Source organism: Roseomonas rosulenta, assembly GCF_016106005.1.
In the GTDB taxonomy this organism is placed as follows: domain Bacteria; phylum Pseudomonadota; class Alphaproteobacteria; order Acetobacterales; family Acetobacteraceae; genus Neoroseomonas; species Neoroseomonas rosulenta.
In genome coordinates this window covers 1-22,450 of record NZ_JACADR010000048.1, presented here as the reverse complement: position 1 = coordinate 22,450, position 22,450 = coordinate 1, and the positions used below count along the sequence as shown (strand labels likewise).

Annotated in this window: 19 protein-coding genes and 1 tRNA gene; 15 read left to right on the top strand and 5 right to left on the bottom strand. The window is 68.4% G+C overall.

The features are described 5' to 3' along the window. From HW578_RS08900 to HW578_RS08890, 3 genes are all read left to right on the top strand, one after another. Positions 1–268, top strand: a 268-nt coding sequence (locus HW578_RS08900) for a hypothetical protein (protein WP_198370198.1), incomplete at its 5' end; no start/stop codon positions are given. Further along, positions 265–4,326, top strand: coding sequence for an RHS repeat-associated core domain-containing protein (locus tag HW578_RS08895; protein ID WP_198370197.1), 4,062 nt, complete (start codon positions 265–267; stop codon positions 4,324–4,326). The genes HW578_RS08900 and HW578_RS08895, both read left to right, overlap by 4 nt. Positions 4,327–4,344: 18 nt before the next feature. Continuing rightward, a complete protein-coding gene (locus tag HW578_RS08890) occupies positions 4,345–4,854 on the top strand; it encodes a hypothetical protein (protein ID WP_198370196.1) in 510 nt (169 codons plus the stop codon). 9 nt (positions 4,855–4,863) lie between these two features. On the opposite strand, the gene HW578_RS08885 is transcribed toward HW578_RS08890, so the two are convergent. The 4 genes from HW578_RS08885 to HW578_RS08870 form a co-directional block, all read right to left on the bottom strand. Next, the gene (locus HW578_RS08885; RefSeq protein ID WP_198370195.1) at positions 4,864–5,487 is read right to left on the bottom strand and encodes a DUF4291 domain-containing protein; all 624 of its coding nucleotides are present in this window, start codon (positions 5,485–5,487) and stop codon (positions 4,864–4,866) included. A 2-nt stretch (positions 5,488–5,489) separates the two neighbouring features. Beyond that, positions 5,490–5,639, bottom strand: coding sequence for a hypothetical protein (locus HW578_RS08880; RefSeq protein WP_198370194.1), 150 nt, complete (start codon positions 5,637–5,639; stop codon positions 5,490–5,492). Between the two features lie 347 nt (positions 5,640–5,986). Further along, positions 5,987–6,346, bottom strand: a complete 360-nt coding sequence (locus tag HW578_RS08875; protein WP_198370193.1) for a hypothetical protein — start codon at positions 6,344–6,346, stop codon at positions 5,987–5,989. Next, positions 6,340–6,798: a hypothetical protein gene (locus HW578_RS08870; RefSeq protein ID WP_198370192.1), complete on the bottom strand. Its 459-nt coding sequence runs from the start codon at positions 6,796–6,798 to the stop codon at positions 6,340–6,342. The genes HW578_RS08875 and HW578_RS08870 overlap by 7 nt, the downstream gene beginning before the upstream one ends. 538 nt (positions 6,799–7,336) lie before the next feature. On the opposite strand from HW578_RS08870, the gene HW578_RS08860 reads away from it, so the two are divergent. Continuing rightward, positions 7,337–7,420, top strand: a tRNA-Leu gene (locus HW578_RS08860). 77 nt (positions 7,421–7,497) lie between these two features. On the opposite strand, the gene HW578_RS08855 is transcribed toward HW578_RS08860, so the two are convergent. After that, positions 7,498–8,169 (bottom strand): cyclic nucleotide-binding domain-containing protein, encoded by a 672-nt coding sequence (locus tag HW578_RS08855; protein ID WP_198370190.1) that lies wholly within the window; start codon positions 8,167–8,169, stop codon positions 7,498–7,500. Positions 8,170–8,390: 221 nt separating this feature from the next. Between HW578_RS08855 and HW578_RS08850 the strand changes: the two genes are divergently transcribed. From HW578_RS08850 to HW578_RS08800, 11 genes are all read left to right on the top strand, one after another. Beyond that, positions 8,391–11,126 carry a nitrate/nitrite transporter gene (locus HW578_RS08850; protein WP_198370189.1) on the top strand — a complete coding sequence of 912 codons (2,736 nt, stop codon included), beginning with the start codon at positions 8,391–8,393 and terminating at the stop codon, positions 11,124–11,126. Between the two features lie 19 nt (positions 11,127–11,145). Further along, complete coding sequence (locus HW578_RS08845) at positions 11,146–14,874, top strand: nitrate reductase subunit alpha (protein WP_198370188.1); 3,729 nt, start codon at positions 11,146–11,148, stop codon at positions 14,872–14,874. A 5-nt stretch (positions 14,875–14,879) separates the two neighbouring features. After that, on the top strand, positions 14,880–16,445 hold the full coding sequence (narH, locus tag HW578_RS08840) for a nitrate reductase subunit beta (protein ID WP_198370187.1): 1,566 nt from the start codon (positions 14,880–14,882) through the stop codon (positions 16,443–16,445). After that, the gene (gene narJ, locus HW578_RS08835) at positions 16,442–17,152 is read left to right on the top strand and encodes a nitrate reductase molybdenum cofactor assembly chaperone (RefSeq protein WP_198370186.1); all 711 of its coding nucleotides are present in this window, start codon (positions 16,442–16,444) and stop codon (positions 17,150–17,152) included. Before narH ends, narJ begins: the two co-directional genes overlap by 4 nt. A gap of 12 nt (positions 17,153–17,164) precedes the next feature. Further along, complete coding sequence (narI, locus tag HW578_RS08830) at positions 17,165–17,920, top strand: respiratory nitrate reductase subunit gamma (RefSeq protein ID WP_198370185.1); 756 nt, start codon at positions 17,165–17,167, stop codon at positions 17,918–17,920. A 5-nt stretch (positions 17,921–17,925) separates the two neighbouring features. Continuing rightward, the gene (locus HW578_RS08825; RefSeq protein WP_198370184.1) at positions 17,926–18,774 is read left to right on the top strand and encodes a peptidylprolyl isomerase; all 849 of its coding nucleotides are present in this window, start codon (positions 17,926–17,928) and stop codon (positions 18,772–18,774) included. 18 nt (positions 18,775–18,792) lie between these two features. Beyond that, complete coding sequence (locus tag HW578_RS08820; RefSeq protein WP_198370183.1) at positions 18,793–19,296, top strand: hemerythrin domain-containing protein; 504 nt, start codon at positions 18,793–18,795, stop codon at positions 19,294–19,296. Positions 19,297–19,433: 137 nt separating this feature from the next. Next, the gene (locus tag HW578_RS08815; protein ID WP_198370182.1) at positions 19,434–19,805 is read left to right on the top strand and encodes a carbonic anhydrase; all 372 of its coding nucleotides are present in this window, start codon (positions 19,434–19,436) and stop codon (positions 19,803–19,805) included. Positions 19,806–19,841: 36 nt separating this feature from the next. After that, complete coding sequence (locus HW578_RS08810) at positions 19,842–20,231, top strand: transposase (protein WP_198370181.1); 390 nt, start codon at positions 19,842–19,844, stop codon at positions 20,229–20,231. A 107-nt stretch (positions 20,232–20,338) separates the two neighbouring features. Next, complete coding sequence (locus tag HW578_RS08805) at positions 20,339–20,953, top strand: DDE-type integrase/transposase/recombinase (protein WP_198370180.1); 615 nt, start codon at positions 20,339–20,341, stop codon at positions 20,951–20,953. A 17-nt stretch (positions 20,954–20,970) separates the two neighbouring features. Next, a protein-coding gene (locus HW578_RS08800; protein WP_198370179.1) for an IS3 family transposase occupies positions 20,971–22,385 on the top strand; the annotation gives its coding sequence in 2 pieces (ribosomal slippage) (positions 20,971–21,334 and positions 21,334–22,385; 1,416 coding nt in all). Positions 22,386–22,450 lie beyond the last annotated feature (65 nt).

Genomic DNA, 22,450 nt, shown 5'->3' with positions numbered 1-22,450 from the left:
GGGTTCGGAGGCCGCGCTGGCGCAGGCGGAGGCACAGGCCGCGGCGCTCGAGCGCGTGGCGCAGCCCGACCCCTTCGAGGCGGTGGAGCGCGGCCTGGCCGCCGCCGACGCCGCCGCCTGGCAGCAGACCGAGGCGCGGCTGCAGCGCGAAGTCGCCGGCGCCGATCCCGGCTTCCAGGACGCCTTCGTCACTGCGCGCCGGCTGCTCGGCCTGGCTTGGCCGCTCGGCACCGCCGCCGCCGCCGCGTTGGAGGGCGCGCCGCCATGATGCCCGCGGCCAAGCATGGCGATCCGCAGCTTGGCGTGGACATCCACCTCTGCGTGGTGCCGCCCTCGCCCTCCCCGGTGCCGCTGCCCACGCCGCATACCTCGATCGTCTTCGACCCGATGGACTACGTGCCCTTCATCGGCGCCACGGTGACCGTGTGCGGCATGAAGCGCGCGGTGGCCGGCACCGCGGGCATCGCCATCCATATCCCGCCGGGGTTCCCCTTCGCGCCCAAGCTGCCCGACAAGGACGACGAGATCTTCATGGGCAGCGCGACGGTGGTCGCGGACGGGGATCCCTTCTCCTTCCTGGGCGTGCCGGTGCTGGCCTGCCAGGTGGTGGGCATGCCGAGCCCGCCGCGCCCCAAGCGCAAGGGCGGGCCGAGGGCGATGCTGCTGCCCACGGTGTTCAACCTCGCGATCCCGACCAATGTCTTCGTGGGCGGGCCGCCGACCATCTCGCTGATGGGCATGGCCTTCAAGTTCGGGCTCGCGCTGCTCGGCAAGCTCGCCAAGACGCGCTTCGCCAAGGCGCTCGGCCAGCGCTTCCAGGCTTGGCGCAAGGCGAAGTTCGGCCATCTCAACCCCGGCTTCCTCAAGTGCAAGATCCTGCGCGCGGAGCCCGTCAACATCGTCACCGGCGCAGTCTCGGTCGAGCAGGAGGACTTCACGCTGCCCGGGCTGATTCCGGTCGCGTGGAACCGGCGCTACGGATCCGACAACAAGCGGCGCGGAGCGGCGGGGACGGGCTGGGAGACGCCGGCCGATGCGCGGCTCGAATTCGAGCCCGAGACCGGGATCGTGCTGTTCCACCACCCCGAGGCGCCGCTCGCGGTGTTTCCCTCAGCGCCAACGGGACCTGGCGATGCCGGCGCGGTTCTGGAGCTGATGGATGGCGCGATGCTGTCCGACCAGGGCGACGCCTTCGCGGTGCGCACCAAGGAGGACCGGATCTACCGCTTCCCCAAGGCGCACGCGACGATGGCGGCGGACGGGATGCGCGAGGTACCGCTCGGCCTGGTCGAGGACCTGTGCGGCAACACCCTGTTCTACGAGCGCGACGCGCAGCGCCGCCTGGTCGCGATCCGCGAATGGTCGGGCCGGCGGATCGAGATCGACTGGTCGCCGGCGGGTTTCATCAGCCGCGTCTGGCTGCACCTGCCCGCGACCGGCTTCCGCCACGTCTATGTCGAGTACGAGCAGGACCGCGCGGGCGACCTGGTGGCGGTGCGCGACGCGCTCGGGAACCCGTACCGCTTCGCCTACGAGGCACACCACATGGTGCGCCACACCGACCGCAACGGGCTGTCCTTCCACTACGAGTTCGACCGTGCACCGGGCGGCTGGCGGGTCACGCGGTCCTGGGGCGATGGCGGGCTCCACGCATACAGGTTCGAATACCTGGACGCGGCGATGGAGCGGCGGATCACCGACAGCCTCGGGCATGTCTCGGTGGTCACGCTCGATGAACGCGGGCTGCCGCTAAGCGAGGTCGATCCGCTCGGCGGCAAGACCGTGTTCGAGTACGACGAGGCGGGGCGGACGACGGCGGTCGTCGACCAGGATGACCACCGGACGGAATACGCGTTCGACGAGCGAGGCAGCCTCCTGGCACTATTGCGCCCGGACGGATCCGCTTTCGGCTTCGAGCACGGCCCGCACGGGCCGCAGGAGGTGGTCGACCCGAATGGCGGCGTGTGGAAGCTGGCCTACGACGCCCGTGGGCGGCTGGTGCGCCGGGAGACACCCGGCGGGCTGGTGACGCTGAGCGAATACGACCAGCGCGGTCGCCTCGTCGCGGTGACGGAACCCGACGGCGTGCGCCGGCGCATGCTGCATGACGACCACGGCAAGGTGGTTGCGCTGTTCGAACCCGATGGCAGCGCGACACGCTTCGAATACGATGCGCTGGGCGCATTGCTGGCCGTGGTCGACCGCGCCGGCCGGCGCACCGAATACCTGCGTGATCCCAAGGGGCGCCTGGTCGCCGGCCGGCTCGCCGATGGCGGCGTCGTACGCCTCGCCTATGACGCGCAGGATCGCCTGACCCATCGCAGCGAACCGGACGGCGGCACCAGCCATTTCGAGTACGGTGGAACCGGCACGCTGCGCCGCCGCATACGGCGCGACGGCACCGTCCTTACCTATACGCACGATCCCGAGGAGAGGCTGCTGTCCGTGCGAGCGGGCTTGGACGGCGCGCATGTATTCACGCGCGACAGTCTCGGTCGCATCGTCGCCGAAACCGACCCGATGGGCGGCACGAGGCGCTACGCGCTGACAGCCGGCGGCCGGCTCGCCGGGATCGAGGATGCCTGCGGCCGCAGGATCCGCATTGAGACCGACGGCATGGGTCGCACGCTGCTGCACGCGCTGACGGACCCGCGCCGGCCCGGCGAGGAGGACGTCGAGGACTTCGTCTATGACGGCTTCGGCAATGTCGTCGCCGCGACGAACCGGCACGGGCGTGTCGAACGCGCCTACGATGCCGACGGGCGCCTTGTGGCCGAGCGCCAAGGCACCGAGGTGGCGCTGGCGACGACCTACGGCAGCGCCGCGCTGCCGCTGCGACGCAGCCTGTCGGTCGCGCTCGACGGCGTGGTCGTCGAATGCGAGCAGCGTTTCGACATCGACGCCTCCGGCGCGCTGGCCGGCATCGCGATCGGGGGCGTCGCTGAGATAGGCTTCGAGCGCGACGCGCGCGGGCGCATCACGACCGAAACGCTGGGCGGGGGCATCCGTCGCCTGCGCCGCCACGATGCCGAAGGCCGCCCCATCGCGCAGGCGGTCCTCGCCGGAGAGCGCGAGCTGCTGCGCCAGCGCTTCGCCTACGGCCCCGACGGGCAGCTCATGGGGCGCGACGACAGCGACTTCGGGCGCGATTCGTGGCGCTACGACGCGGCGGGGAACCTGGTCGCACACCGCGACGGCGCCGGACGCAGCGCCAGCTTCGACCGCGACGCCGCGGGGCGCCGCCTGCTGGGCAAGGGCACGTCGCGGCAGGTCGCCGGGACGCCGATCGCCTACAGCTTCGACGCCTGCGGCTGCGCCATCGAGCGGCGCGGTCCGGAGGGCCGGATCGAACTCGACTGGGATGGCTTCGGGCGGCTTCAGGAAAGCCGCGCCGAGGATGGCACCGTCATCCGCTACAGCTACGACGCGCTGGGCCGCCGCATCGCGAAGCAGACGCCCGAGGGCACGTCACGGCTGCTGTGGCACGGTGACGTTATGGTCGGCGAGATCGCGACCGCGCGGGCGGGCACGACCCGCCCCGCGCTGCGCCACTGGGTGCATCGCCCTGGCAGCGCCGAGCCGCTGGCGGTGATGGAATGGAGCGCCGCCGATGCCCCGGCGCGCATCCTGTTCCACCACACCGAGCCGAATGGCTTTCCAACGCGCCTGGTCGCGCAGGACGGCAGCATCGCCTGGTCCGGGCGGCTCGGACCCTGGGGCGCTTGCGAGGACGAACAGGCCGTCGCGGCGGACAACCCGATCCGTCTCCAGAACCAGTACTGCGATGCCGAGACCGGGCTGCACTACAACCGCCACCGCTACTACGACCCGCTGGCGGGCATGTTCCTCAGCCGCGATCCGATCGGGCTGCTGGGCGGCAGCGACCTGCATGCCTATGCGCCGAACGTGCTGCTGTGGATCGATCCGCTCGGCCTGAACTGCACCGTTTATCGCGTCGAGGGGAAGGGCAACCAGCGGGTCTTCGGGAAAGGCGACGCCGTCTCGATTCCGGAAAAGAACAAGTACCTCTACGTCAGCTTCGACGACCCCGCCCATGCAGAGTATTTCCGCAACAAGCATCTCGCGGAGTTCCCCGACACCGAGATCAAGGCCTTCGACGTGCCTGACGACATCGCCGACCAGATCCGCGCCAAGGCCGTGCCGCAAGCGCAGGGGCGCATGCATCCGGGTGCGCCGCAGATCAGCGACCCCACCATTGCCGACAAGCTCGGCATGGACCAGCGCGACATCCTGGGCGTGAAGGGGGACGACATCGCGCTGCTTGAAGACAACGCCATTCCCGGTACGCTGCGGACCATCCCGTGACGCGCCGGAGTTCCTCGCATGCCCTCGCTTGACCGCGCCATCGAGCGTGCGCGCCTGGACGCCGCTGATGACGATGCGCCGCGTCCGACGGGATTCTGGCCGTTCTGCCTGACGGTGCACTGCGCCGGTCCAGCCAGCGCCGTGCTGGCCAAGGTACGTGAAGTGATGCACGCCATCCTGCTGCGCGACCCCGAAGCCTGGCCGCCGGAAGACGCCTGGCCCGCGCTGCTGCCCGGCTGGTTCGTCGCCGCGTGCCTGCCCGAGCGCACCGCAGAGGAGATGGCTGCCGAGCTCGCCGCCTGGCGTGCGCGCCTCGATGCTGGCACGCCCGAGCCGATGGGGTGGTCGGTGGCCGATTTCGTGTGGTGGTTCACGCCCGAGATGCGCCACTGGTGGTGGTGGAGCGCCACCACGAAGGGATCCGACAGCTTCGTCCTGACGCTGGTGGCCGACGAGGTGGACCCGCCGCACGACGCGCTGCTGTGGCTGCTTCGCGCGGCAGGCGCCACTGAGGCGAGCATCGATTGACGGGCGCGACTACAGGGCGATTCCGCTGAGTTCCAGGCCGGGTGAAGGTGGCGCCGGATAGGGCGCCTCGCGCGGCAGCAGCGCCTGAGCCGCCTCGGTGTCCCCCCGCGCGACCAATGCGGCGATGCGGTGCGCCAGCGGCGTCGCATCCTCGATGCGCAGCGTCCATTCGTCCACATAGCGATCAAGGGCCACACCCCGCAGCCCCAGTTGGATCGTGCGGATGACGGACGGGCGAAGGCCCAGGTCGCGCTCGGGATCCCATTGCACCAGCACCGGCGCGGAGCGGCTGGCCATCCGCCACGCCTCGGCCGAGGCATACATCCCGTCGACATGGCGCGTGGGCACCGCCTGCTCGAGCATCCAATCGAACCCCGCACGCGACACCACGATACGCAGCACGCGGTCCTGCTGGGGCTTCGTCGCCCAGCCGGACCGGTACATCATCCACAGGAATGAAGGCTTCACCCAGGTCATGCGGGTGCGGCGAAACGGCGGAACGAAGCGCTGCGCCGACAGGGCCGGCTCGGCGATGGCCGGGGCGTAGGCCTGCCAGAGCGCGACCTCGGTTGCGGTAAAATCAGCGCGGACCTGGTACTTTACAGGATCAGCGGCGGCGGCGGTGAACGCCATCCCTACCCCCGCGCCCGCTCGACCTGCGTTACCTCAGGGCAGGCCTGCGGTGCCCTCAGGATCTTGGCCAAGCCGCCGGTGTCGCGCATCTCCACGTTCACGAGCATCTCCGACCATTCCGCAGCTGGGTCGACAATGCGCAGATTGCTCAAGCGCCGTCCTGCAACTCGATCCGCACGACATGTCCACGCGTGCGTCCGCGGATCGTGACCAAGTCCCCCTGGCGCTGGCAACTCCCAACACGCGCTGGGATGAGGCCATCGATCGTTTGGCCCGGATCAATGGCGCGATGCGCGCTGACCTTGCCCGGTTCCGCTCCGGCCACAGGGCCTCGGTTGCCCAGACGCATTCCCGGGGAGTCGCGCAGCGCGATGCCGCCGCCGCGGGCGTCATGCGCGCGCTCGCGGTCGGGGCATGGAGCATCTCCGAAGGATGCGCGGCGACGCGACAAGGCTTGCACGCCGTCATTGTGCCGAGCACGCACTCAAGCCGGGCTGCGTCAACGAGGAGACGACGCCCGTTCGCCGTCGAAGCCCCGCCCCCTCGATTGCTCCCATGGTTCTGCCGGCCCGAGCAGCGTCGCAAGCATGCGCGCCCAGATGCTCTCCGAGTTCAGCGCCTGCTTGCTCATCACCTGGTGGGGCGCCATGGCGTCCATCATCGCGTTCATCAGCGCATCGCCGAGAGTGGGGGAGTTGGTGACGCGCGCTTCCTTGGCGAAGTTCTCATCGTCGGGCTCCGACCAGTCGAGGAAGGCCAGGATATCGGCGCAGGCGGTGCCCGTGGCGCCGTCGACGACCTTCACCGCCGACCGGGCCCAGATGCCGGCCTTCAGCGGACGGTGCGTGGCAATCACCACCCCTCACCGTGAAGCCCTGACACCGGCGCGCGCCGCGTGATCCTAAAATTCGCCCTCATCAGATGCTCGGCGAGTTGCGCTGCCGCCAGCGGGGCGAGGTGTTCATGCCCGGTCCGCCGCGGCTTTCCATCCAGGCCGAACCGCAGGGCATAGGACAGCGTCTCCGCCACTTCCGCGCTGGTGGCCGCGCGCTCGCCCTCGGCTGGCACCGGCGGGGCATAGGAGCCGCCCTCGGCATCCGGCACCACGGCCGCCACGGCAGCCTCGATCATCGGCAAGGGAAGCGCCGGCCGGCGTGCCAACAGCACGTCCCTCACCGCATTCCGGGCGGCCAGGGCGTCGCGGCCCCAGGCCAGGATCCGTGCCCGCTCCGCCTCCATCGCTCGCAGCGTGGGCACGTCCAGCCAAGGCGGCACCTGCCCGACCTGCTCCTCCGCGGCGTCCCGATGCATCGGGAGACAATGCGGGACTCACTAGAACAAATCAAGAACGACCGGCGCCGTCCGCAACGGACGGAGGACCCTTTATGGGACCGTGTGACCTGCCCCCCTGGAAGCGGTTCGCCGGTAGTGTCGTCCAGCGGCAGCGTGACCGTGCCCTCCTGGATGTCCCCGCCTTGAGCAAGAGCCCGTCGAAGGGATGACCTGCTACCCGTCCTTGGACCGCCTTGGCGGGCGTCATCCCGCGCTATCCGGTCAGCGTGGGCCATGCGCCGCTGACTGATTTCACCAGGCTCGCCGGCGGTTCGTTGCCGATCCCGCTGTGCAGGCGAACCTCGCTGTCGTCTCGACGGCAAGCCTGGCATTTCGCCCACGCGTCGTCGAGGCTCACGAAGCGCCTTGTTTTCCCGGCGCGCACTCTCGCGCCGAGCTGAATGATCTATGCGAGGACAGTAGCTGCCGTACTAACCGGGGTGCTTCTCCAGCGGCTCGGAAAGGCGCTCGGTGCAGGATAGGTGCCGCCGGCGAACAAGCGCACGGCGGCAATGTCGCGGGTGTCGCGGAATTCGCAGACGCGACGGATTCAAACTCCGCTTCTGGCAACAGAGTGTCGATTCGACCCCGACCGCCCGCACCCGGGTGACGAAGCTGACGTGGTGCTGTCGGCTGATCGCGACACCGTGCCCAAGTCGGCCAACGAGCGCCCGCGAATCATCTGACGAGCGCCGTCCGATCAGCGACTGTCGCACATCCCGAGCCACGCTGCAGCCTGCCCTTCTGCTCCAGCCCAGTGAGCGCGCGCGAAAGGGTCTCCGGCGTCATGCCGAGGCGCGCAGCGATTGCCGTACGCGGTTCGGGCAGGAGCGCGTTGCCTGCGCCGGCTTCTTCGGACACCCGCCGTGCGACGAAGCGAGCAACGCGGTCTTCGGCGCTACGCAGCTTCAGGTCGACCACCTGGTCGACCATCAACCGCCAATGCCGCGCCAGCAGTTGGGTGGTTGCACGGCACAGGTCATGTGACCGGCTTACGCCCTCACGGAATGCGTCGGCCGGAATCATCAGAACCCGCACCTCGGTCAGCGCGACCGCGGAAGCAAGATAGGCGAGGCGGAGCATCACCGCCGGCGCCAGGAACAGCTCCCCGGATCCGAACAGTTCGACCATGGTGCGGCCGGATCCCTCGACGCTGGCCTGCAGGCCGACGCTGCCCTCCAGCAGCATATGGAGGAAGTCGGGCTCGTCACCCTGCTCGAACAGCGTGGCGCCGCGCGGCAGCACCTGGGTGAAGCTCGGGCGAAGAATCTCCTCCATCGCTGCCGCGCCAGCGGCCTGGAAGAAGGGCGAGTTCTCGACAAGGGGCCGCGCGCGCGAAACCTGCTGCATGCGTGTTCTCCGACGATGCAGAAAGGATGCCGGGCTGCATCATCGATCGCATTGATCTGGGTCAAGCCAGGACCCGACCTCGGTTACCGCATGTCTTGTCCCAGTTGGCCTGCCGGCGAATTCCGTAGCCGCAGCCTGCAGTGACTTGATCCTGATCAAGCCATTTCCTCCGCTCCGGCGCCCACACCTCCGTCGACCCCGACAGGACCACGGAGAAGGGCATGTCCCAGACATCCACGGCACCGGACCCAGGTGCGCAATCGCGGGCCTTGTGGCTGTCCACCATCGCCTTCACCGTGTGCTTCGCGGTCTGGACGATCTTCTCGATCATCGGCGTCCAGCTGAAGCGCGACCTCGGCCTGAACGAGACCCAGTTCGGCCTGCTGGTCGGCACGCCGATCCTCACGGGCAGCCTGATCCGGCTGATGCTGGGCATCTGGGCGGACCAGTATGGCGGCCGCGCGGTCTATACCGGCACCATGGTCGCGGCGGCGGTGGCGACCTTCCTGCTGATCTTCGCCTACGACTACCCGACCTTCCTGCTGGCCGCGCTGGGTGTCGGCATCGCCGGCGGGTCCTTCGCGGTCGGCATCGCCTATGTCTCGAAGTGGTTCCCGAAGGAGAAGCAGGGTACCGCGCTCGGCATCTTCGGCGCCGGGAATGTCGGCGCGGCGGTCACGAAGTTCCTCGCGCCGATGATCATGGTGGCCTTCGGCTGGAAGACTGTCGCGATCGTCTGGGCGGTCGCGCTGCTCGTCACCGCCGCGGCCTTCTGGTTCATGACCGAGGACGACCCCGACCTCGCGCATCGCCGCGCCACCGGCCAGAAACCCGAGCCGATCTCGGCGCTGATAGAGCCGCTGAAGAACATTCAGGTCTGGCGCTTCAGCCTTTACTACTTCTTCGTGTTCGGCGCCTTCGTGGCGCTGGCGCTCTGGCTGCCGCGCTACATCATCGACACCTACGGATTTTCCATCACCACCGCGGGCATGATCGGCGCGGCGTACTCAGTGCCGGCCTCGGTCTTCCGTGCCTATGGCGGCATCCTTTCCGACAAGTACGGCGCCAGGCGGATCATGTACTGGACGCTCGGCGTTTCGGTGGTGGTCAGCTTCATCCTGTCCTACCCGCCGACTGACTACCTCGTTCAGGGCATCAGCGGGCCCATGGCATTCCGGCTCGAGACCGGCGTGCTTCCCTTCATCATCCTGGTCTTCGTGCTCGGCTTCTTCATGAGCCTGGGCAAGGCGGCGGTCTACAAGCACATCCCGGTCTACTACCCGAACCGGGTGGGTCCGGTCGGTGGCGTGGTGGGCCTGATCGGCGGCCTGGGTGGCTTCATCCTGCCGATCGTCTTCGGCCTGCTGAACGACCTGACCGGCATCCGGCAATCCTGCTTCATGCTGCTGTTCCTGATCAGCGCGGTGGCGCTGGTGTGGATGCACATGGCGATCCTGCGGATGGAGCGCGAGGCCGCCGCGCCGGCGCTCGCGAGGCTGCCCGAATTGCCGGAGATGCAGCCCATCCACGGCGCCGCACAGGAAGGCGCGCTGCGTGGCCATGCGATCGCCGACTGGCGGCCGGAGGACCCGGCCTTCTGGGAGGAAAAGGGGCGCGCGATCGCGCGGCGGAACCTGTGGGTCTCCATCCCCTGCCTGCTGCTGGCCTTCGCGGTGTGGATGGTGTGGTCGGTGGTGGTGGCGAAGCTGCCCGCGGTGGGCTTCCGTTTCGATACCGGCCAGCTGTTCTGGCTGGCCGCGCTGCCCGGCCTGTCGGGCGCAACGCTGCGGATCTTCTATTCCTTCATGCCGCCGATCTTCGGTGGGCGGCTGTGGACCACGCTGTCCACCTGGTCGCTGATGGTGCCCGCACTCGGCATCGGCTTTGCGGTGCAGAACCAGGACACGCCCTACTGGGTGTTCCTGGCTCTCGCGCTGCTGTGCGGCTTCGGCGGCGGCAACTTCGCCTCCTCGATGGCCAACATCTCCTTCTTCTTTCCGAGGCGGGAGAAGGGGAATGCGCTCGCGCTTAATGCCGGCCTGGGCAACCTCGGTGTGAGTGTCGTGCAGTTCGTGGTGCCGCTGGTGATCACCGCGGGCGTCTTCGGCGCGCTCGGCGGCGATGCGCAGGCGGTGCAGGGCGGATCGACGCTGTGGCTGCAGAATGCCGGCTTCGTCTGGGTGCCCTTCATTGCGGCGGCGGCCTTCGCGGCCTGGTTCCGCATGGATGACCTGGCGTCGATGAAGGCGTCCTTCGCCGACCAGGCGGTGATCTTCCAGCGCAAACACAACTGGATCATGTGCTTCCTCTACACCGGCACCTTCGGGTCCTTCATCGGCTACTCGGCCGGATTCCCGCTGCTGGCGCGCACCCAGTTCCCCGAGGTGGACGCGCTGCAGCTGGTCTTCCTGGGTCCGCTGGTGGGCGCGCTGTCGCGATCCATGACGGGCTGGGTTTCCGACAAGTGGGGTGGCGGACGCGTCAGCCTGCTGGTGTTCATCGCCATGGCGCTGGGCGTCTATGGCGTCATCCACTTCATCGGCATCAAGGACCAGCCGGGCGCCTTCCTGGGCTTCTTCGCGAGCTTCATGTTCCTGTTCCTCGCATCCGGCGTGGGCAATGCCTCCACCTTCCAGATGATCCCCACAATCATGGGCAAGGACATGGCGCGGCTGATGCCTGAGGCAGACGCGACGCAGCGCCGCGTGCAGGCGGAGAAGGAAAGCGCGGCGATCATCGGCTTCACATCGGCCGTTGCCGCCTATGGCGCCTTCTTCATCCCCAAGAGCTACGGCACCGCGATCGCCATGACAGGCAGCCCGGTCGCGGCGCTGTGGGCCTTCTTCGCCTTCTACGTGATCTGCATCGCCATCACCTGGGGCGTCTACACGCGCCGGGGCGGCGTCCTGCATGACATCGAGCGCCGGCGCGCCGGCGCGCCGGCCGCGACAGCCTGACCGGGAAGGACACCAAGCAATGAGCCACTTCCTCGATCGCCTGACTTATTTCAGGAAGTCAGCGGGCACGTTCAGCAACGGCCACGGCGAGACCACGACCGAGAGCCGCGCCTGGGAGGACGCCTACCGGTCCCGCTGGGCGCACGACAAGATCGTGCGCTCCACCCACGGGGCGAACTGCACCGGGTCGTGCTCCTGGAAGATCTACGTCAAGGGCGGGATCGTCACCTGGGAGACGCAGCAGACAGACTACCCGCGCACGCGGCCCGGCCTGCCCAACCACGAGCCGCGCGGCTGTTCGCGTGGCGCGTCGTATTCCTGGTACCTCTACAGCGCGAACCGGGTGAAGTACCCGATGATCCGCAAGCGCCTGCTGCGCCTGTGGCGCGAGGCGAAGGCGCTGCACATCGACCCCGTGGCGGCCTGGAAGTCGATCCAGGACGACACCACGAAGCGCCGCGAATACCAGCAGGTGCGCGGCCAGGGCGGCTTCGTGCGCGCCACCTGGGATGAGGCGGAGGAGATCATCGCCGCCGCCAACGTGCATACCGTGAAGCAGCACGGCCCGGATCGCGTGATCGGCTTCTCGCCCATCCCGGCGATGTCGATGGTCTCCTACGCCGCGGGCAGCCGCTATCTCTCGCTTATCGGCGGCGTCTGCATGTCGTTCTACGACTGGTATTGCGACCTGCCCCCGTCCTCCCCGCAGACCTGGGGGGAGCAGACCGATGTGCCGGAATCGGCCGACTGGTACAATGCCGGCTTCATCATGATGTGGGGCTCCAACGTGCCGCAGACGCGCACGCCGGACGCCCATTTCATGGCCGAGGCGCGCTACCGCGGCACCAAGGTGGTGACCGTCACGCCGGATTACTCCGAGGCGTCGAAGTTCGCCGACCTCTGGCTGCATCCGAAGCAGGGCACCGACGCCGCGCTGGCGCTGGCGATGGGCCACGTGATCCTGAGCGAATGGCACGCGAAGGGGCGCGGCGCCTACTTCATCGACTACTGCCGCCGCTACTCGGACATGCCGATGTTGGTGATGCTGACCGAGAAGGACGGGCGCCTGGTGCCCGACCGCCAGCTGCGCGCGAGCGACCTCGCCGACGATGCCGGCCAGGCGAACAACCCCGACTGGAAGACCGTCGCGATGAACGACGCGACCGGCGGCGTCTATGTTCCGACCGGCTCGGTCGGCTTCCGCTGGGGCGAACAGGGCAAGTGGAACCTAGAGGGCCGCGACGGCGCGACCGGCGAGGAGGTCACGCCGCGCCTGTCGCTCGCCGGCGGCGCCACGGCCGATGTTACCTTCCCGTATTTCGGCGATGCCGCCGTCGCGTTCTTCAACCCGACGCAGCTCGGCGACACCGTGACGCACCGCGTGCCGGTCGCCGAGGTGCCGCTGAAGGACGGTACCACCGCGCGCGTCGCCACCGTCTATGACCTGTTCCTCGCGAATTACGGCGTGACGGGCGAGGCGAACTACGACGCCATGGCCCCCTATACCCCCGCCTGGGCCGAGGCCGTCTGCGGCGTGCCGCGCCAGCAGATCATCACCGTGGCGCGCGAATTCGCCGACAATGCCGAGAAGACGCACGGCAAGTCGATGGTGATCCTCGGGGCCGCGCTGAACCACTGGTACCACTCGGACATGAACTACCGCGGCATCATCAACCTGCTGGTGATGTGCGGGTGCATCGGCCAGTCGGGCGGCGGCTGGGCGCATTACGTCGGACAGGAGAAGCTGCGCCCGCAATCGGGCTGGATCCCGGTGGCCTTCGCCACCGACTGGGCGCGGCCGTCGCGCCAGCAGAACAGCACGTCCTTCTGGTATGCGCATACCGACCAGTGGCGCTACGAGACGGTGCAGGTCGCCGACCTGCTCTCGCCCACCGCGCCCACGCCGATGACCGGCGCGCTGATCGACTTCAACATCCGTGCCGAGCGCATGGGCTGGCTGCCCTCCGCGCCGCAGCTGGTGCGCAACCCGCTTGGCATCGCGGCGGAAGCCGAGGCGGCCGGCGTGCCTACGCCGCAGTATGTCGCACAGTCGCTCAAGGCCGGCACGCTCGAGATGTCCTGCCAGGATCCCGACCATCCGGCGAATTGGCCGCGCAACCTGTTCGTGTGGCGGTCGAACCTGCTGGGGTCGTCCGGCAAGGGGCATGAGTATTTCCTCAAGCACCTGCTCGGCACACAGCACGGCGTGCAGGGCAAGGACCTCGGCGAACAGGGCATGACGAAGCCCGAGGAAGCCGCCTGGCACGACGAGGCGCCGAAGGGAAAGCTCGACCTGCTGGTGACGCTCGACTTCCGCATGAGCACCACCTGCATGTACTCCGACATCGTGCTGCCCACGGCCACCTGGTACGAGAAGCACGACCTCAACACCTCGGACATGCATCCCTTCATCCACCCGCTCTCGGCAGCGGTGGATCCGGCCTGGGAGAGCCGCACCGACTGGGCGATCTTCCGTGGAATCGCCAAGCGGTTCTCGCAGTTCACCACTGGCCATCTCGGCAAGGAACGCGACACCGTCCTCACGCCGCTGATGCATGACAGCCCGGGCGAGCTCGGCCAGACGCACTTGGTGCGCGACTGGAAGACGGGCGAGGTGGAGCCGATCCCTGGCAAGACCATGCCGGCGGTCACGGTGGTCGAGCGGGACTACCCCAACACCCATGCCCGCTTCACGGCGCTCGGCCCGCTGATGGACAGGCTCGGCAACAACGGCAAAGGCATGGCCTGGAAGACCGGGCAGGAGGTGGAGTTCCTCCGACACCTCAATGGCGCGGTCGAGGTCCCGGGCGTCGAGGGCACGCTGGCGAGGATGGAAAGCGACATCGACGCCTGCGAGACGCTGATGCACCTGGCCCCCGAGACCAACGGACATGTCGCGGTGAAGGCGTGGGAGTCGCTCGGCAAGTTCACCGGGCGCGACCACACGCACCTTGCGAAGTCGAAGGAGCACGAGGCGATCCGCTTCCGCGACGTGCAGGCACAGCCGCGCAAGATCATCTCCTCCCCCATCTGGTCGGGGCTCGAGAGCGAGGAGGTCTGCTACAACGCCGGCTACACCAACGTGCACGAGCTGATCCCTTGGCGCACGCTGACGGGACGCCAGCAGCTGTACCAGGACCACCCCTGGATGCTCGCCTTCGGGGAGGGGCTGTGCCTGTATCGCCCGCCCGTTGACCTGCGGGCGCACGGCCCGATGCACGGCGTGAAGCCGAACGGCAACACCGAGGTCGCGCTGAACTTCATCACGCCGCACCAGAAATGGGGCATCCACAGCGTCTACACGGACAACCTGCTGATGCTGACGCTCTCGCGCGGGGGGCCGATCGTGTGGCTCAGCGAGACAGACGCCACGACCATGGGCATCGAGGACAATGACTGGGTCGAGGCCTTCAACGTGAACGGCGCGCTGTGCGCGCGCACCGTCGTCTCCCAGCGCGTGCCCAAGGGCATAATCATGATGTACCACGCGCAGGAGAAGATCGTGAACGTGCCGGGCAGCGAGATCACGCATGCCCGCGGCGGCATCCACAACTCGGTGACGCGCACCACCGTGAAGCCCACGCACATGATCGGCGGCTACGCGCAGCTCGCCTATGGCTTCAACTACTACGGCACGATCGGCACCAACCGCGACGAGTTCGTCATCGTCCGCAAGATGGCGAATGTCGACTGGATGGACGGCCCGCGGGTGACACCCCAGGCAGCAGACCTCAAGGCGGCGGAGTAACGGCCATGAAGATCCGCGCTCAGATCGCGATGGTGCTCAACCTCGACAAATGCATCGGCTGCCACACCTGCTCGGTCACCTGCAAGCAGGTCTGGACCAGCCGCGAGGGCGTCGAATACGCCTGGTTCAACAACGTCGAGACCAAGCCCGGCATCGGCTATCCGAAGGACTGGGAGAACCAGGACAAGTGGAAGGGCGGCTGGAAGCGCAAGCGCAACGGCAAGATCCAGCCGCGCATCGGCGCCAAATGGCGCATCCTTGCGAACATCTTCGCCAACCCGGACCTGCCCGAGATCGACGACTACTACGAGCCCTTCACCTTCGACTACACGCACCTGCAGACGGCGCCGGAGTCGCAGACCATGCCAGTGGCGCGCCCGGTCAGCCTGCTGACGGGCGAGCGCATGGAGATCAAGTGGGGTCCGAATTGGGAGGAGATCCTGGGCACGGAGTTCCGCAAGCGCTCGATGGACCGCAACTTCGAGGGCATCCAGAAGCAGATGTACGGGCAGTTCGAGAACACCTTCATGTTCTACCTGCCGCGGCTCTGCGAGCACTGCCTCAACCCGGCCTGCGTCGCCGCCTGCCCATCGGGGTCCATCTACAAGCGCGAGGAAGACGGCATCGTCCTGATCGACCAGGAGAAGTGTCGCGGCTGGCGCATGTGCGTCTCCGCCTGCCCCTACAAGAAGATCTACTACAACTGGCAGTCCGGTAAGGCCGAGAAGTGCATCTTCTGCTACCCGCGCATCGAGGCTGGCGAGCCGACCGTATGCTCGGAAACCTGCGTCGGACGCATCCGCTACCTCGGCGTGCTGCTCTATGACGCCGACCGCATCGAGGAAGCCGCCAGCACCGAGAACGAGCAGCAGCTCTATCGCAAGCAGCTCGAGATCTTCCTCGACCCTTCCGATCCCAAGGTGATCGAGCAGGCGCGGGCCGATGGCGTGCCCGAAGCCTGGCTGGACGCCGCGCGCGCCAGCCCGACCTACAAGATGTGCATCGACTGGCAGATCGCCTTCCCGCTGCACCCCGAATACCGCACGCTGCCAATGGTCTGGTACGTGCCGCCGCTCTCGCCCGTGCAATCCGCTGTCGAGGCCGGCCATGTCGGCTGGAAGGACGGGCTGCCTGACATCGACAGCCTGCGCATACCGGTGAAGTACCTCGCGAACCTGCTGACCGCGGGGGCCGAGGCGCCGGTCGTGCTCGCACTCCAGCGCATGATGGCGATGCGCATGCACATGCGCGCGCGCACCGTCGAGAACCGCAAGGACCTCGAGAGCCTGGCCAAGGTCGGCCTCAGCGCCGAACAGGTCGAGGACATGTACCAGACGCTGGCGATCGCGAACTACGAGGACCGCTACGTCATCCCGACGACGCACCGCGAATACGCCGAGAACGCCTTCGACCTGAAGTCGTCCTGCGGCTTCTCCTTCGGCCAGGGCTGCTACGACGGGCGCACCGTCGGCAACCTGTTCAGCGCGTCGGGTCCCTCGGCCGGACGCATGGCGCCGCCGCGCATCCGCGAAGCACAGGAAGCCGCCCAGCAGCAGGAGCCCGCGAAGTGAACAAGCGCCTCGCCATCCTCTCGCGCCTGCTCCGCTACCCGGATGCGGAGCTGCGCGTGCACCTGCCCGATATCGCAAGCGCCATCCCCCAAGCGGGCTTTCGCGGTGACCTGGTGCCGCGACTGCTGCGCCTGCCGCGCCGCCTGGCACAGGGCGACGGCCTCGACCGTGAGGAGGAGTATGTCCGCCTGTTCGAGCGCGGACGTGGCACTTCGTTGCACCTGTTCGAACATGTGCACGGGGACACCCGTAACCGCGGCCCCGCCATGATCGAGCTGGCGCAGGTCTATGAGCAGGCGGGCTACGCGCTGGATGCACGCGAACTGCCCGACTTCCTGCCGCTGTTCCTGGAGTTCTGCGCCGTCGCGCCGGATGAGGTCACGCGCAACCTGCTCACGCAATGCGCGCCGATCCTCGATGCGCTGCATGCGCGCATCCTCGGACGCAACAGTGGGGAAGCGCGGCTCTACGCCGTCATCCTTGCCGCGACGTTGGACGAGATCGGCGAGAAGCCGGCGCAGAAGCCGACCGCGGAACAGGAACGCACCGACGCCGAGGAGTTCGCCGAACTCGACGCCGCCTACGAATCCGAGCCCGTCGTCTTCGGCCCTGAATCCGACCCCGACAAGGAAGGTGCGCGCGCCAAGGTCGCCGCCATAATCCAGCGCCTGCGGCATTTCCGCGGGCCATCCGCCACCGCCCGCTGAGGGAGAGCGACGATGTTCGCCATCTGGGACGGCTTCACCGACTACCTCCACGGGTTCCTGTTCGGAATCTACCCCTATATCTGCCTGGGAGTCTTCGTGATCGGCTCGCTGATCCGCTTCGACCGCGACCAGTACACCTGGCGTTCGGGCTCATCGCAGATGCTGCGCGCGCGGCAGCTGCGCCTCGGCAGCAACCTTTTCCACTTCGGCATTATCTTTCTGTTCTTCGGCCACTTCATCGGGCTGCTGACGCCGCACTGGGCCTATGAATGGCTGATCGCGCCCGCGACGAAGCAGCAGGTTGCGATGATCGCAGGCGGGATCGCCGGCGCGGTGTGTTTCGTGGGGCTCTCGCTGCTGCTGCATCGTCGGCTGTATGACGAACGCATACGCCGCACCTCGACCTACGCGGACACCTTCATCCTGCTTCTGCTCTGGGTGCAGCTCTCGCTCGGCTTGGTGACGCTGCCCTTCTCGTTCGGGCACGTGGATGGGTCGGTGATGCTGCAGCTCTCGGCCTGGAGCCAGGCAATCGTCACCTTCCGGCCCGGCGCGGCGGACCTCATCCGCGGTCTCGACTTTCCCTATCACGCGCATCTCGTGCTCGGCATGACGCTGTTCCTGATCACGCCCTTCACGCGGCTGGTGCACATCTTCTCCGCACCCGTGTGGTACCTGTTCCGCTCGTGGCAGATCGTGCGGGTGCGCGGCGGCGGCACCGCCCGCCCGGGCCCGGTCGCCCGACCCGGCACTCAGGCGGCGGAGTAGGCGCCATGGCCGTGCATTTTCATGCGCCACCGCCCAAGGCCGATGCGGCACCACGCCATGCCGGCCCTGCGCTGCCCGAGCACGACATCGTCGTGAACGGAACCGCCATCACGGCGCGCGACGTCGCCGCCGAGATGCAGCACCACCCCGCGCCGTCGCCTGAAACCGCCTGGACGGAAGCGGCGCGCGCCCTGATCGTGCGCCGCCTGCTGCTCGACGCCGCGCGCGATGCCGCGCTGGCGGAGGACGACGAGGACGACACCCTCGATGCGCTGCTGCGCGCCGAGGTGACCATCCCCGAACCCGACGAGGCCGCCGCACGCCGCTGGCACGCCGCGCACCCCGAACGCTTCGGCACGCCCGAGACCTGGGACGCCTCCCACATCCTGGTCGCCGCCGACCCTGAGGACGAGGCCGAACGCACCGCCGCGCGCACCACCGCCGAGGCCCTGCTGGCCGAAATCCTGGCCACGCCCGGCGCGCTGCCTGACCTGGCGCGCCGCCATTCCGCCTGCCCGTCGCGCGAACAGGGCGGCCATCTGGGCCGCATCGAGCGCGGCAGCACCGTGCCGGAGTTCGAGACGATGCTCGCCGGCCTCGAACCCGGCCAGGTCTGCCCGATCGTGGTGCCCACGCGCTACGGCATGCACGTGCTGCACCTGCATCGCCACACGCCGCGCCGCGACACCGCCTTCGACGACGTCCGGCACGAGGTGCTCGCGGACCTGCGCCGGTCCGCCTGGCAGGCGGCGGTGCGCCAGTACATCGCCGTGCTCGCCGCGCGCGCGACGATCGAGGGCTTCGCCCTCGGCGCCGATGGCGAGGCGCGTGCCGATGGCCCGCTGGTGAGCTGAGCACAGGGGTGCGCCGCCATGGAGGGTCGCGAGGCGCAATTCGGAACGCTCGATCCGGGGTTGCTCGCGGATCCCCTGGCGTTCCTTGCGGCCGAGCACGCGCGCCAGCGTGCCTTGCTGGGACATCTGGAGAGGCTGGCGGGCAACCGGACCGGCTCGCGGGTGGCCATCGCCGGCGCGCTCGCGGCCTGGCTTGCCTGGGAATTGCCGCTGCATCTGCGCGACGAGGAGGAATCGCTCTATCCGCGCATCGGCGCCGCCGCGTGTTCGGCGCTGCCGATCCTGAGCGAGGAGAACCGGATGACCGCCGCGCTGCGGGTCCAGTTGCGGGCTGACCTTGCCCAGATCGCCGCCGGCCATCGCCCCTCCGACCGCTTTGCCGCCGCGGTGTCGGACTTTGTCGCCGGGTATCGGCGGCACCTGGCCCTGGAGGAGCTCGAGGTGATGCCGACCGCGGGTCGCACCCTGAGCAGCGGCGACCGCGAGGTGATCCGGCGCGAGATGGTGGCGCGCCGTGCATAGCCGCGCGCGCCGGGCCGACCCGATCGCGCCCCTGCGCCCGGCCGATCAGTTCGTGCGCCTGCGCCGCGACGGCGCGTCGCCCCGCTCCGCCGGGGCAGGGCGCCCGGACGTGTCGCCATGTCCCCGGGAGTGCTTAGATGGCGCGTCGCGATGCCCACCCCGCGCCGGGCGGCGCCCTGCACCGCCTGGTGCATGGCTTCGACCGCTTCCGCGGCCAGCATTGCGAGCAGGACCACGACCTGTACGACGCGCTGCTGGGCGGCCAGCGGCCCGAGGTGATGATCATCGCCTGCTCCGACAGCCGCACCGATCCGGCCATCATCTACGGCGCGAAGCCGGGCGAGCTGTTCGTGATCCGCAATGTCGCCGCACTGGTGCCGACCTACGAGCCCGATCATCGCCCGCGTGGCACCTCCGCGGCGATCGAGTTCGGCGTGAAGGCGCTGGGCGTGCGGCACATCATCGTGCTCGGTGGAGCGGCCCCCAATTCGGCCGGACAGGTGGCATAGCCCGGAGGGCCTAGGTTCATGCCTAGGCGTGCGCCCATGTCGAAGCCCATCGAGCGCGTCGAAATCATCACCGGCATCCAGCGCCGCCGGCGCTACACTGCCGAGGAAAAGGTCCGGCTGGTCGAGGAGACGATGCGGCCCGGCATGACGGTCTCCGCCGTCGCCCGTCTCCACGGCGTCTCCCCCAGCCTGCTGTTCCAGTGGAGGCGCCGCATGGCCGGGGGTGGGCACGAGGCGGTCAGGGCAGACGAGGAGGTCGTCCCCGTCAACCGCGTCCGCGAACTCGAGAACCGCATCCGCGAGCTCGAACGCCTCCTCGGCCGCAAGACCATGGAGACCGAGATCCTCCGCGAGGCCCTCGAGCAGGCACGCCCAATAAAACTCGCCTTGCGCTTGCCGTCGCCGCCACGGGACGGTTCCCGGTGAAGGCCGTGGCCGACACAATCGGCGTCGCCAGGTCCAACCTGGTCGATCACCTCCGCCGGCCCGAGCGGCCGCGGCGTGGCCCCTATCGCCGCGCCGACGACGAGGCCGTGCTGGCCGAGATCCGCGCCATCACCGATGCTCGCCCGACCTATGGCTATCGCCGCGTCACCGCCCTGCTGAACCGCGCCAGGCGCAGCTCCGGCGAGCCCCCGCTCAATCACAAGCGCATCTTCCGCCTCATACGCCTCTCTTCAATGCTTCTTCAGCCCCCCACCGGCAGGCGGCCGATCCGCGCCCATGAGGGCACCGTCGTCGCGCCCGCCTCCAATCGGCGCTGGGCCTCCGATGGCCTCGAGATCTCCTGCTGGAACGGCGAGGTCGTCCGCGTCGCCTTCGCCATCGACACCCACGACCGCGAGGTCATCGCCTGGGTCGGCACCTCCGGCGGCGGCATCAGCGGCGAGATGATCCGCGACATGATGCTCGACTGCGTCGAGCGCAGGTTCGACGCCATTCGCGCCCCGCAGCCCGTCCAGTGGCTCGCCGACAACGGCTCCGCCTACACCGCCGGCGAGACGACCGACTTCGCCGTCGCGCTGAACCTCATTCCATGCTTCACGCCGGTCCGCAGCCCCGAAAGCAACAGCGTCTGCTGTCCGGCGTCGGCGCCTTTTAGACAGAATGGGGCGGTTGAGGAGCGGAGGATTTCTGGCTCATCGTAACCGTCGATGGAGTGAAGATGAGCCAGAAATCCTCCGCCCTGGCCGCCCGGGAGAGCTCTGCCGCGAAAGCGCCGGCTGAGCGGCTGGTCCGCGACATTCGGCGCCGGACCCGCAAGCACCACTCGGCCGAGGAGAAGATCCGGATTGTGCTGGAGGGCCTGCGCGGGGAGGACAGCATCGCCGCGCTGTGCCGGCGCGAAGGGATCGCCGAGAGCCTGTACTATTCCTGCTCGAAGGAGTTCCTCGAAGCCGGCAAGCGGCGCCTGGCCGGCGATACGGCGCGTGCCGCCACCACCGACGAGGTGAAGGCGTTGCGGCAGGAAGCCCGCGCGCTGAAGGAGGTCGTTGCCGAGCAGGCGCGCGAGCTGCGGTTGCTGAAAGAAAGCATGACTGGGGCTGGGGACGACCCCGCATGAGGTACTCGGCGGCCGAGAAGCTCGAGGTCATCGGCCTGGTCGAGCAGTCGCATCTGCCGGTGCGCCGCACGCTGGTGCATCTCGGCATCCCGCCAGCGACGTTCTATCGCTGGTGCGAGCGCTACCAGACTGGCGGGCCGGAGGCGCTGGCCGACAGGCCCTCGCGACCCGATCGCGTCTGGAACCGCATCCCTGACGAGGTCCGCGACCGCATCGTCGATCTGGCGCTGGCCGAGCCCGATCTGTCGCCGCACGAACTCGCCGTGCGATTCACCGATGCCGAGCGCTACTTCGTCTCGGAAGCCTCGGTCTACCGCCTGCTCAAGGCGCACGACCTGATCACCAGTCCCGCGTTCATCGTGGTCAAGGCGGCCGATGAGTTCCACACCAAGACCACCGCGCCCAACCAGCTCTGGCAGACCGACTTCACCTATCTCAAGGTCATCGGCTGGGGCTGGTTCTACCTCTCCACCGTGCTCGACGACTTCTCCCGCTACGTCATCGCCTGGAAGCTCTGCACCACGATGGCAGCGCGCGACGTCACCGACACCCTGGAACTCGCGCTCGAGGCCTCCGGCTGCAGCACTGCACGGGTGCAGCATCGACCGCGTCTCCTCTCGGACAATGGGCCGAGCTACATCGCCGGCGAACTCGCCGATTGGCTCGCCAGCAACGGCATGCCGCACACTCGCGGCGCGCCCTGTCACCCCCAGACCCAAGGCAAGATCGAGCGCTGGCACCAGACCCTGAAGAACCGCATCCTGCTCGAGAACCACTACCTGCCTGGCGAGCTCGAAGCGCAGGTCGCCGCTTTCGTCGAGCACTACAATCACCGCCGCGCCTACGAGAGCCTGCAGAACCTTACCCCGGCCGACGTCTACTTCGGCCGCGGCACCGCCATCCTGCTCGAACGCCAACGCATCAAGCGTCAGACCATCCAACGCCGCCGCTTGCTGCACCGGTTGTGGCGCCAGCCGCATCGCCGGGTAGCCAAGTGCGGAATGGATAACCGCTGAAGGCATCTAAGCGGGAAACCAGCCTCAAGACCAGGTCTCCCCAAGGGCCGTGCAAGACCAGCACG